Source organism: Bacillus salipaludis (genome assembly GCF_004358205.1).
On record NZ_SMYO01000042.1, the window covers coordinates 1 to 11,350 of the forward strand.

General features: G+C 35.3%; 12 protein-coding genes, 1 pseudogene and 1 riboswitch. Of the genes and pseudogenes, 10 read left to right on the top strand and 3 right to left on the bottom strand.

Going from position 1 to position 11,350, the window contains the following annotated elements:
* Window positions 1–428: 428 nt before the first annotated feature.
* A riboswitch (cyclic di-AMP (ydaO/yuaA leader) is annotated at window positions 429–570 on the top strand.
* Window positions 571–793: 223 nt separating this feature from the next.
* The 7 genes and pseudogenes from E2K98_RS29060 to E2K98_RS31900 form a co-directional block, all read left to right on the top strand.
* A complete protein-coding gene (locus E2K98_RS29060) occupies window positions 794–2,704 on the top strand; it encodes an APC family permease (RefSeq protein WP_235824969.1) in 1,911 nt (636 codons plus the stop codon).
* Window positions 2,705–2,914: 210 nt separating this feature from the next.
* Window positions 2,915–3,580 (top strand): helix-turn-helix transcriptional regulator, encoded by a 666-nt coding sequence (locus E2K98_RS29065; RefSeq protein WP_133340355.1) that lies wholly within the window; start codon window positions 2,915–2,917, stop codon window positions 3,578–3,580.
* Window positions 3,577–3,951, top strand: coding sequence for a RidA family protein (locus E2K98_RS29070; protein WP_133340357.1), 375 nt, complete (start codon window positions 3,577–3,579; stop codon window positions 3,949–3,951). Before E2K98_RS29065 ends, E2K98_RS29070 begins: the two co-directional genes overlap by 4 nt.
* A gap of 74 nt (window positions 3,952–4,025) precedes the next feature.
* A complete protein-coding gene (locus tag E2K98_RS29075; RefSeq protein WP_133340359.1) occupies window positions 4,026–5,129 on the top strand; it encodes a threonine synthase in 1,104 nt (367 codons plus the stop codon).
* A 106-nt stretch (window positions 5,130–5,235) separates the two neighbouring features.
* Window positions 5,236–5,604 (top strand): GNAT family N-acetyltransferase, encoded by a 369-nt coding sequence (locus tag E2K98_RS29080; protein ID WP_308913387.1) that lies wholly within the window; start codon window positions 5,236–5,238, stop codon window positions 5,602–5,604.
* A 304-nt stretch (window positions 5,605–5,908) separates the two neighbouring features.
* On the top strand, window positions 5,909–6,109 hold the full coding sequence (locus E2K98_RS29085; protein WP_026574136.1) for a cold-shock protein: 201 nt from the start codon (window positions 5,909–5,911) through the stop codon (window positions 6,107–6,109).
* Window positions 6,110–6,421: 312 nt separating this feature from the next.
* Window positions 6,422–6,619: pseudogene (locus tag E2K98_RS31900) on the top strand (IS1595 family transposase); the annotation flags it as partial.
* A 58-nt stretch (window positions 6,620–6,677) separates the two neighbouring features.
* Here the strand turns inward: E2K98_RS31900 and E2K98_RS29090 are convergent.
* A complete protein-coding gene (locus E2K98_RS29090; protein WP_133340361.1) occupies window positions 6,678–7,175 on the bottom strand; it encodes a hypothetical protein in 498 nt (165 codons plus the stop codon).
* A 364-nt stretch (window positions 7,176–7,539) separates the two neighbouring features.
* Between E2K98_RS29090 and E2K98_RS29095 the strand changes: the two genes are divergently transcribed.
* Window positions 7,540–8,412 carry an AraC family transcriptional regulator gene (locus E2K98_RS29095; RefSeq protein WP_133340363.1) on the top strand — a complete coding sequence of 291 codons (873 nt, stop codon included), beginning with the start codon at window positions 7,540–7,542 and terminating at the stop codon, window positions 8,410–8,412.
* Window positions 8,413–8,699: 287 nt separating this feature from the next.
* Here the strand turns inward: E2K98_RS29095 and E2K98_RS31350 are convergent, their stop codons facing one another.
* Window positions 8,700–8,858 (bottom strand): hypothetical protein, encoded by a 159-nt coding sequence (locus E2K98_RS31350; RefSeq protein WP_165976429.1) that lies wholly within the window; start codon window positions 8,856–8,858, stop codon window positions 8,700–8,702.
* A gap of 782 nt (window positions 8,859–9,640) precedes the next feature.
* Here E2K98_RS31350 and E2K98_RS29100 point away from each other — a divergent pair.
* Window positions 9,641–9,841 (top strand): hypothetical protein, encoded by a 201-nt coding sequence (locus tag E2K98_RS29100; RefSeq protein ID WP_133340365.1) that lies wholly within the window; start codon window positions 9,641–9,643, stop codon window positions 9,839–9,841.
* Window positions 9,842–9,859: 18 nt separating this feature from the next.
* On the opposite strand, the gene E2K98_RS29105 is transcribed toward E2K98_RS29100, so the two are convergent.
* The gene (locus tag E2K98_RS29105) at window positions 9,860–10,363 is read right to left on the bottom strand and encodes a DinB family protein (protein ID WP_133340367.1); all 504 of its coding nucleotides are present in this window, start codon (window positions 10,361–10,363) and stop codon (window positions 9,860–9,862) included.
* Window positions 10,364–10,737: 374 nt separating this feature from the next.
* Here E2K98_RS29105 and E2K98_RS29110 point away from each other — a divergent pair, with 374 nt between their 5' ends.
* Entirely contained in the window at window positions 10,738–11,094 is a 357-nt protein-coding gene (locus E2K98_RS29110) for a GIY-YIG nuclease family protein (protein ID WP_133340369.1), read from the top strand.
* The last annotated feature ends 256 nt before the right edge of the window (window positions 11,095–11,350 follow it).

Here is an 11,350-nt window from a genome sequence, read left to right on the forward strand (position 1 = left end):
TTAATATATACGACTTAAGAAAAGAAATTAGCTATATTTTGTAAATGATGACTAGGAGGAGCCGTGTGCGTTAATAGCGCAAGCACGGTTCTGTGAGGGGGGAGGAGTACAATCTACCGCAAGGTAGAAAGGCTCCCTTCTACTCGACTGTTTCACAAAAACTGGCTGTTTCGGCAGTCCTTTTCATTAACTTTTATTTAACTAAAGTGGTAGTCGTTAAATAGGGAATATCATTAGAATGGGGAACAGTTTGATGTGGATTTTAAAAAAAGTTTGATCAAAAGTCCTGTATTGATATATAGACTTTTTTTGTTCCAAAGATTGTTGAAGAACCCTTGGTGAAATAGAAATTGTAAAGGAATGTAATTAAAGTATAAATTCGCTCTTTACAACTTTCATTCTTGAGAGTAATATTTTCTTCATAGAAAACTCATATCATGCCTAATCCCATTTAGGGAACGGAGGACCCAATTTTTTGGGGGTTAATTCTACAAAATATGTAGAAGGGATGTTTAACTCTTTCGCCATCCTACCCGTCAGCTAACTTCGTAGGCCAAAGCGAAGGAGGTCAAAAGACCACCTTTTGAAGGGTTTCTTTTTTGTGTTTATTCACAATAAAGGATTTTTCATTTTAGAGGTCTTTTTTTGTTTGTATTTTTTAAAGGGGGCAAAATAAAGAGGGATTAGGATTTACATAAAAAGAATGTAACAAATTGAGTTATTGTATAGGGACTAACTTAAATTTTTCATTATAGCTCAAAAAAAAATTGTTACCTGCAAAGGGGAAAAAGAAGTGACTCATCCAGCCCATTTTATTGAATTGTTTTTTGGAATAATTTGCTTGGTAGGTATTTGGTATTCTATTTCGAATTTCAACAGTGTTAAACGTACATTAATTGGCAGACCCATGAGGACGGCAGAACTTCACGCCCAGCACAATAAATTAATATGGTATATCGCACTGCCGATTCTTTCAGCAGACCTTTATTCATCCGTTGCGTATGGGCCAGAAGCGGGAATGACAGAACTTGTTAAGTTTGGGAATGATGCAAAGTGGTATATCATCCCTATTACGATTTCTACTGTTATATTATTAGCCATCCTGATTCTTTCCTATATTATGGGAGTCTTAGCCTACCCAAATGGGGGCGGGGCATACGCTATTGCAAAGGATAACTATAAACAACGGTGGGTATCCTTAATTGCGTCAAGTGCATTACTTGTAGATTATATCTTAACGGTAGCTGTTTCAGTCTCTTCTGCACTAGCAAATGTTGTCTCCGCATACCCAATAATAGCTCCTTATGAAGTAGTCCTTGCTGTGCTTTGTGTCTTTCTTTTATTAATGGTGAATCTTCGGGGAGTTGCCGAATCTGCTAAAATTTTTGCATGGCCGACATTTGGATTCATGGCTTGTATGTTGATTATTGTCTATACTGGTTTTTTTGACGAGACAAGGCATGGTTTTGTTCAACAGAGCACACCTACTATAGGAAACGCTCCACAAGGAATGACCATTTTACTTATATTAAAAGCATTCAGTTCGGCTTGCTCTGCACTAACTGGAATCGAAACCATTTCAAATTCTGTGCCTATCTTTAGAGAACCTCGTCAAAAAAATGCGATTAAAACCTACATCGCATTAGGCACAATCACGGCCATAACCCTTTTGGGATATGCTTATCATTTATATGTAAAGGGGATTAGTCCAAATCCTAATAATACCATGCTATCTCAATTATCTGAGTCCTATTTCGGACATGGGCTTTTGTACCAAATAATCATATGGTTTACTTTTGTCGTACTCATTCTCGCAGCCAATTCAACGTTTACAGGTTTTTCCCAATTAGCTGCCATCGTAGCTGCTGATGGATTTCTGCCTCGTGGATTGACGAATAGAGGAGATCGATTAGGTTATTCTAATGGGATTATTGCACTGGCAGCTATCGCTAGTTTATTGATTATCGCCTTCAGGGCTCAAACAAATGCCTTAATACCGTTATATGCAATCGGGGTTTTCCTATCATTTACAGTTGCCCAATTCGGCCTTATCAAACTATGGATTCGAGAAAAGGGTTCCGGTTGGAAAATCAAATTAGCCATTAACATAGTAGGAGCTATTGTTACAACCGTTGTTGCTGTCATTTTTGCTGTTACCAAATTCACAAGTGGAGCGTGGGTTGTTTTAATTATAATACCACTCCTGATTTTCTTTTCACTGGCAATCCATCATCATTATCAAAACATTGCAAATGAACTCAAGATTGATCTTAAATCCTTTAAACCTAAAGGAAATAGAGTTATCACAATTGTTCTTGTCTCAGGAGTACATCGTGTAGTTCATAACACCCTATCTTTTGCTCTAGGTTTATGTAATGAAAACATACTAGCAGTATATGTAGGTTTTGATGATGACTCTATGAAAAAAATGGAGGCAAAATGGGAGGAATGGGGAAATCCGTGCAGGCTCGTAACTCTGAAAAGCAAATATAGGTCGGTGTTAGAGCCTTTTTCAAGATTAATTAAAATGATTGAGGAAAAAGAAGAATTTAAATCACAAATCCAGATTGTTATACCACAATTTATTCCTAAAAAGTGGTGGCATAATTTACTGCACAATCAAACTGCTTTATTACTTCGTTTATGGTTATATAGACATAAGGATGTTGTGATTACAACGGTACCATATCATTTAAAGAAATAGGTTATAAAAAGGCATGATAAATTCTCATGCCTTTTATATATTTTATGGATCTAATTCAGGTTTTTGGCTGCAAGTCAGACGGTGAATTTTGGATTTTTCGTATTGGAGTTATGTGTTTTTTAAAAAAACATATAAAAAAATCTACATATTGCGTTTTCTATATAAAAAAATATATAATTAAATGGACTTTAAAAAATGAGGTAGTTAGATTTGGAAGAAAGTAAGAAAGTATTAGAGAGTTTTATCCCTGTAGCAAAATCTACTGCAAAAATGTTTGGACCAAACTGTGAAGTCGTTATTCATGATTTGACGAACCCTCGATGCTCCGTAATGTTTACAGTAAATAACCATGTTACAGGAAGAGAAATTGGTCAATCATTTGATCACTTAGTGAAGACTGTTTTACGTTCAGAAGACTTTAAAGATGATTATCTTGCAGGTTATACATTTGTAACAGAAGATAAGCGTACGATTCGTTCTTCGACTTCATTAATACGTGATTCCAAGCAAAATGTGATCGGTGCTTTCTGCATAAATTTTGATGTTGAAGCACTAAATCAAATGCAACAATTTATGAGTACCTTTCTTTCAACACAAGTTGAAGTTCAAAAGAATGAAACAAAATCGGATGACGAAATTGAAAATGTTGAAGGAATAGTGGATCAATTGATTCAACAAATCATTCAAAACAGTGTACATCCAGTCATGAAACGCCATGAAAAGATTGAATTAATTAGGTTTATGGACGAAAAAGGTATTTTTTTATTGAAAGGATCTGTTGAGAAAGTCGCATCTTTATTGGGCATTTCCAAAGTAACAGTTTATAGTTATTTGGATGAAATCAAAAATAAATCAAGTGAAGGGAGAATCAAATGAAAAGCATTTTTGAGGTAGGAAATTTAAAATCAAATGGACACTATGCATTAGCAGCCGTTCATCAGAACACTGTTTATGTATCAGGGCAATTTGCCATTAATCCAGAAACCCGTGAAAAGCAATTTGGCTCCATCGAAGAAGAAACATTACAAGCACTTAAAAATGTGGAAATGATTGTAGAAGCAGCTGGAAGTAAAAAAGAGCAGATTTTGCGTATGACATTATATATTCCTGATGTTAAGTTATGGGATAAAGTAGATACTGTTTATAAGGAATTTTTCGGTAAACATAAACCAGCACGTACTGTTGTACCCACTAGTGAATTACATTTTGGATTCAAAATTGAAATTGATGCCATTGCATATATTTAGTTATATTTTTTTTGTTTATTTTGTATAAAAAAGTCTAATTTATATAAAAAATTATCTGAAAGGAATGAAAAATGATGGAACAATTTATTTGTAACCGTTGTGGCAAAAAGCATGATATTACACCAAATAGATGGAAATGTGAATGTGGTGGAGTATTAAACATAGTAAAAGATTCTCCCAAAATTGATGTTGCAGCATGGAATAACTATCCCAATACATTATGGCGTTATTTTGAAACCATGCCATTTGCAAAGGATTCTAAGACATGGGAATCGGTGACAATGGGTGAAGGTCAATCACCTTTAATCGTTCTAGATCCTATGGAGCCAAATACGTATGTAAAAATTGATTATATGATGCCTACATTATCTTTTAAAGATCGAGGAGCCGTTGTTTTAATGACGAAGGCAAAAGAATTAGGGGTATCAAAGGTGATTGCTGATAGTAGTGGTAATGCGGGAACGGCGATTGCAGCTTATGCAGCACGTTGTAATATTGCCTGTGATATTTATCTAAGCGATGAAACTTCACCGAAAAAGATTGCTCAAATAAAAGCACATGGAGCAACGATTAAAGAAATTCATGGTACACGAGAGGAAATTGCAGCTGCGGCACAAAAAGCAGTAGACGCAGAAAAAGTTTTTTACGCAAGTCATGTGTATAATCCTTATTTTTATGAAGGAACTAAGACTTACGCTTATGAAATTTACGAGCAATTAAAGGGAGCACCAGATGCATTAATCATTCCAGTTGGTAATGGTACACTTGTACTTGGTGCATACTATGGTTTTAAAGAGTTATTTGAAAGCAAATTAATAGAAAAAATACCGAAGATTGTTGCAATCCAAGCAGCAAACTGTGCACCTCTTATGAGAGCCTATGAAAATGGGCTGGAAATAGCAGAACCTGTAACCAATAAAGGTACTTTAGCAGAAGGTATTGCCATTGCAGCCCCGGCACGTTCAAGACAAATTTTAGAGGCTGTACGTGAAACAAATGGTTTATTTATTGACATTAAAGAAGATGAAATTCTGAGTGCACGAGCAATGCTTGCTGATAAAGGTTTCTATGTTGAAGTCACAACAGCTGCAAACTATGCAGGTTATTTAAAATATAAGAAGGCACCGGATGAAAAAATTATAATCCCCCTTTGTGGTGCAGGAATTAAATCAAAATAACTGTGGAATAAGGGATGTTCGTGCCCTTTTTATTACAGTAACCTGTTTATTGTTAGCGAAAAATATTTATGATTCTTTTAGATTATAGAAAACAAAGGAGAGGACTATGGAAACTACGATAAGAAAAGTAGATCAGGAACAAGTATGGGGTTTAAGACATGAAGTCATGTGGTCCGATAAACCCTTTGAATATATAAAATTAGAAGATGATGATTTAGGTATTCATTTTGGTCTTTTTAAAGAAAGCACACTGGTTTCTGTCATATCACTATTTATAGACAATGAAGAAGCCCAGTTTAGAAAATTTGCAACTCTTCAACAAGAGCAAGGAAAAGGATTCGGAAGTGAATTGTTAGAATCTGTATTGAAGGAAGCAAAGATTCACGGCGTGAAAAGAATTTGGGTAATGCCAGAAAGAATAAGGTGGATTTTTATAAAAAGTTTGGTTTACAAGAGACCAACTCTAGTTTTATAAAAGAGGGGAAATCCTACGTTATAATGGAGAAAAATTTGTAGTTAAAATGATTACGAAGTAACGGGGCAGATTACTGAAGCTACACGATAAGTAGCCTTTTTTTGCTAAATAGGGATTAGTCGGGAATAATTGGTACCGAATATTTCGTATTCTTGAAAACACTTTCAATTAATGTTATTGTAAAGAGGAATTATTTTTGTTCGGTGTAAACGATAGTATAAGTTTTAACTTTTCGTCTCGATGATCACTGAGAGCAAGGATAGTAATACATTGTGTGCTGAAAGTGCACTAGGAGGCAACAAAAATGGAAAACGGTAAAGTAAAATGGTTTAATAGCGAAAAAGGCTTCGGATTCATCGAACGTGAAGGTGGAGAAGACGTATTCGTTCATTTCTCAGCTATTCAAGGTGAAGGGTTCAAAACTTTAGAAGAAGGTCAAGCAGTTACTTTCGATGTTGAGCAAGGACAACGTGGCGCACAAGCTGCTAACGTACGTAAAGCTTAATTTAGAAACATTTAACAGGCTCTATTTTTAGAGTCTGTTTTTTTATTTTTTGTTAAGAACAAACAAAAAACCCCACTCACGGATGAGTAGGGAATTCCAAAACAGTAAATCAAATGGTAAGAAAAGTGTAGCACACAAATAGGGAATCTCCTAATTTTTTTTCTTCAGGTAGAGTGTAGACTGTAATATATGAACTAAGTTTAACAAATGGGGGCTATTTTTTAAGAAAAACGCTCTGTTAATCGATTATGTTGATATTTGATTTTGTTCTTTAATTGGTATATAAATTTGGACAAAAGCGAGTGGTTTCGAATGGCATTAACGGACATTATTAAGGAGGTTCAAAAACTCATCACCACAGATCAACTTCGTTTAAAAGAGTTTTTTATAACCTCTCTTTCCGCATCTGCTGCAAGCGAACCGATTTTTAAAAAGATATCCGAGCAGAAACACAAAGATGGATGCACTTGTACTCATTGCCATTCGAAAAATGTGGTCCGATTCGGAAAATAGATGTGGAAATCTCCATGTTTTCGGTTACTTCGCTTTCCTTCTCCAATAAGGGGCATTAAGTCGGTTCTTGGTCATTTCTAAGTTTCGCTTTGGGCTGTTTGAACACTTCGTCCTGCCACAGTTGATACAGATAGATGATAAACGCAAAACCGACCATCATTGCAACAATAGCTATTGTAGACAAAGTCGATTTACTCGAAACAAGCCCCATCCGTTGCCATACCGGGTAAACGATGTACATAAATAACCCGTCCAAAAGTATATTGACAGTCAAATACACCCAAAATTTCCCAAAAGTAAAGCGGAATACCCAGATAACTATTACTAAATATGCTCCATACACCCAAGGAACCGGGACGATTTTATCCCACCCGAACAGACTGGAACCTGTCTCATTCCACCATCCGTAATGGTAAGCCGCTTGATATGCCAAGGTATGAATAACGGTCATAAATAGAGCGACTGGCATGTATCTGCGTACAGTATCCATTTTGAAAAAGAACAATGACGCCCAAGGCAATATCAAGAGTGACCAGAGAATAATCTGTTTCATTCCATTAATACCCCACATTAGTTTTACGTGTAGTGTTACTCTCGGTTCATATATTTATTCGATTTATCAGATAAAAGTAACTGAAACACCAACTTGGATGGATTTCAATACCTTTGTGAAAAATTCAAAAAACTAATGATAAGTTAAGTAACTGGTGCGACTCTTCAAGATGAAGGATGCCTTTTATTGTTCCCAAAGAAAGATTATGAAATATTACACTTAAACTATCGGGTGCTTGTGTTAAAGAAGGGATTGCTGTATAAGCAATATGTAAAAGATAGGATTAAACCGACAAAATGGTGCACATAATGTCGGACGGATACATTCAACTCCTGTTATTCTATTGATGAAAGGGGGTCATTTAATGGATTTGCTTAAGAGCATGAATGATGCAATGAGGTATATTGAGGATAACCTCACTAACGAAATAGACTTTAAAGTGGTGGCAAGAATCGCTCATTGTTCCGAATATCATTTTAAAAGAATGTTTTCTTTTCTTGCAGGTATAACATTATCAGAGTACCTTCGCCGTAGGCGACTGAGCTTGGCGGCATTTGAGCTTTCCAATAGTAATTTAAAGATAATTGATATTGGGGTTAAATATGGATATAATTCTCCAGACTCTTTTACTAGAGCTTTTCAAAATTTACATGGTGTAACACCATCAGAAGCAAGAAACAACGGACAGCAATTAAAAGCCTTTCCACCAATGACCTTCCAATTATCAATTAGAGGAGGAAATGAAATGAATTATCGAATCGAACAAAAAAAGGCATTTAACATAGTTGGTATTATGAAAAGAGTTCCAATTATTTTTGAAGGGGAAAACCAGGAAATTACAGCAATGTGGAAATCTTTGACTATAGAAAAAATAGATCAATTAAAAAAACTCTCTAATGTTGAACCTAAAGGGATGATTCAAGCATCTACAAACTTTTCTGATGGACGTATGGAAGAAAAAGGAGAGCTTGATCAGTATATAGGAGTGGCAACAACACAAAAATGCCCTGAAAACTTTTCAAAACTTGAAGTTCCTGCTTTAACCTGGGCGATATTTGAATCAACGGGACCTTTTCCTAGTACCTTACAGGAAACTTGGGGAAGGATTTTTTCTGAGTGGTTTCCATCTTCCAATTATCAAGTAACAGAAGGACCCGAAATCTTGTCGATTAAAACCAAAGATTTAACTTCACCATCTGTGAAAAGCGAAATTTGGATTCCAGTTTTAAAAAAATAATATAAATTTTAGCTCAATGAGCTGTTTTGGACAGCTCTTTTTTTATTCTTAAGAAATGGAATAATTGTGAATATATATACTTAAACTATCGGGTGCTATTGTTGAATAAATATTTTTGAAGACGTTTCCGCTTGGAAATCGTTTTTTTAAAATTTAATGATGTCATTGTTCAAAAAGTAAGGCCCTCGAATTCAACAGAAATCCGAGGGCTTTTTACAACAACGTATTAACGATTACGTTACATTCGCTTACTCAATTTTTTAAATGAATAAATCGTGGTAAGAATCCTAAACAGCAGCGATAGCTAAGCAAGAATCGTTGAAATAGATAACCTCTGAAAGGATTTTGTTACCCTGAATTTTCTCGAAAGTTTCTCTTGCTTCTCTTTCTGTGTCAAACTCAAACATTCTAGTATGTTCTTTTGAATGGACAGTAATTACCCACATTAAAAAAATCCCCCAATTAAAAGATAAATTAATACTCCCGTGTTTTGTGAATGGATAAGTGACTTAAGAAGCAATTGAAGTGAATAGGAGTATGGTTAATTCTAACAAGGACGATTATAACATCCTCATATCCTTATACCGATTCTAATTGTTACAAATTATTGACATTTTTGTATTTCGAGGTTCATTTTTTACTTAGATTCCCCCTACTGGAGCAGACGATTATTATTCCATGTTCGAGGGGTCAGTCCCCAGGTGGAGTAAAGCGTTACCTCACCTGGGGACTGACCCCAAATTACGACTCATCGGATAGGTTGAGCTTAGAAACAGATTTATTTACGTCGCAGTCAACAATAATCAGCGTCGAACACAAATATTGTGAAAATGATTGATTGTGAAAAAATACACGTATACTAACGGCTGCGAAACTTCAAGAAGAAGGTCGCTTTTTCTTTTTTACAAGAATGATTGTGAAATGTTGTACTTAAACTATCGGGGCAGTTTAGTTCAAAAGACATAAATGAAAATAGTATTCCATAAAGGTGTTATCAATGTGGCAAAAAATCCATATTTAAGTAAAATATTTTCTATACTTCAGGCTCACGTTTGTAGTCAGTTTTTCCACAAGTCCATTATTCTTACAATCGATTCCAAAATGAATAGAAAACAATACTAAAAGTTTTCATTTACAAAAACTTAACCATTCATTAACTTTATTTCTATTTCTTTTTAACCATATTTCAAACTACAATGGAATCGAATACAAATTGAGGTGAAAAATAATGGATGAAGAAAAAGCGTATTTAGGAATTGTCATTATCATGTCCTATTTAAGGGATTATATTTTCAGCTTCACTTTTATCAATGTATTGGTTCTTCTTTTTAACTCTCCTTATAATATGCTTGAAAATGTTATTATTTGTGCTGTGCTATCTGTTATCCCCACATACAGAGAATTTAAAGAAAAACGGAATGATTCATGACGTCCTGATGAAGCTTTTTTAAAAGCTCCGTTTCCCTGCCCAAGCTCCTTGCATCTTACTAAGGAATACAATTTGCCCAATATGATATGCGTCGTGCAATGCTAAACTCTTCAGTTCAAGCACTAATGAATTATCTTCTCCTGGGATCTGTCTATACAAATCTTCATGTTCTGATTTTGCTAGTATTTTTCCAAGTTCACGATGAACATAAAAGTATTCTTGTTTTGTTTCCTTCCAATTTTCTAACGTCTCAGTTGGTAATTGAAATGTAGATTCATTATTTTCTGCCTGTGGTTCATTCGCTGTTTCATCAAGAAATCGCAACAGAAATCTCAACAGAAATCGCTTTTCATAGAAAAGTAGATGACAAACTAATTCCCAAATGGAATGTGCCCCCACAACTGGTTTCCAAATTGCCTGTTCAAAAGTAATATCCTCTAGCACTTTTTCAAGTGGTGGAAACCAGTCTTCTTCATCCAAGCAGCTTGCCCATTGTTGTAACAAAAGTGTTTTTACATCCATTTTCTATTTCCTCCAATTAATCCCTTTGTTCAAAATTCATTTGTGGCGTATTGTAGATTGCTATTAAACTGCCCTTTAACGGAACGACAAACATTCCGTTATTTGGAAAATTATAATAGCATTTTATCATATGTTGTTTTAACTGAGAAAGAACAACTGTCTTAAGATTGGGCTGCTGCAGCAGCCTTTTTCTTATTGTGCTAACAGGGCAGTTTAGTGGAACAAGGCATACATATGGAATTACAGAATATCTTTAAATAGTTAAAGATAAAGGGGGAGAACCATATGGGGTGTTATGTGAACGATTGCGTATTCTATCAAGAGTCTAAAAATGATAGCATATTAAGCAATAGACCCTGAAAGGAGATAGAACGGTGGATAAGAGCAGGCGTAAGGAATTAAAAGAGGAATTTAAGGAATTTAAGACCTATATGGGCATATATCAAATTAAAAACAAGGTTAATGGAAAAATTTATGTTGATAGCTGCCCTAACTTAAAAAACAAGTGGCTAACACTGAAAATGCAACTTGAAATGGGGAGATTCGCAAATGCTCAGTTGCAAAAAGATTGGAGTCAATTAGGGGGAGATGCATTCGTATACGAAGTACTAGAGAAGAAGGAAGTTGAAGAAAGTACAGACAGACGCTGGCAGCTTAAGCAAATGGTAAAGCAGTGGTTGGAGAAATTACAGCCATACGGTGAGAGAGGGTACAATAAGCCTGCAAATTAAAGCACTATTTTTAGTGCTTTATAATATATCATTTTTTGTGAATAATTTTGCTAAAAATAATGGATGCTTGAGCTTAAAAAGGATCGTAGTTGCGACTCATTTTCTTGTTCGACTAACGGGGCAGGTGTGCGGCCGAGCCTAGGTCGTATCATATAACGGGTGGGATTCCCGTCGAGTAAGAACTAGCCATTCGCTCGTAGCGAGTCTTGGAGGGCTAAAGGTAACTTTAGTCTTTAAGCGTAGACAGTTAGGTGGC

Excerpts from the sequence above, each read along its gene's own strand:
- E2K98_RS29070 (WP_133340357.1), top strand. The coding sequence starts at position 3,577 with ATGAAAAGCATTTTTGAGGTAGGAAATTTAAAATCAAATGGACACTAT.
- E2K98_RS29090 (WP_133340361.1), bottom strand. The coding sequence starts at position 7,175 with ATGAAACAGATTATTCTCTGGTCACTCTTGATATTGCCTTGGGCGTCA.
- E2K98_RS29100 (WP_133340365.1), top strand. The coding sequence starts at position 9,641 with ATGGATGAAGAAAAAGCGTATTTAGGAATTGTCATTATCATGTCCTAT.
- E2K98_RS29095 (WP_133340363.1), top strand. The coding sequence starts at position 7,540 with ATGGATTTGCTTAAGAGCATGAATGATGCAATGAGGTATATTGAGGAT.
- E2K98_RS29075 (WP_133340359.1), top strand. The coding sequence starts at position 4,026 with ATGGAACAATTTATTTGTAACCGTTGTGGCAAAAAGCATGATATTACA.
- E2K98_RS29080 (WP_308913387.1), top strand. The coding sequence starts at position 5,236 with ATGGAAACTACGATAAGAAAAGTAGATCAGGAACAAGTATGGGGTTTA.
- E2K98_RS29105 (WP_133340367.1), bottom strand. The coding sequence starts at position 10,363 with ATGGATGTAAAAACACTTTTGTTACAACAATGGGCAAGCTGCTTGGAT.
- E2K98_RS29085 (WP_026574136.1), top strand. The coding sequence starts at position 5,909 with ATGGAAAACGGTAAAGTAAAATGGTTTAATAGCGAAAAAGGCTTCGGA.
- E2K98_RS31350 (WP_165976429.1), bottom strand. The coding sequence starts at position 8,858 with ATGTGGGTAATTACTGTCCATTCAAAAGAACATACTAGAATGTTTGAG.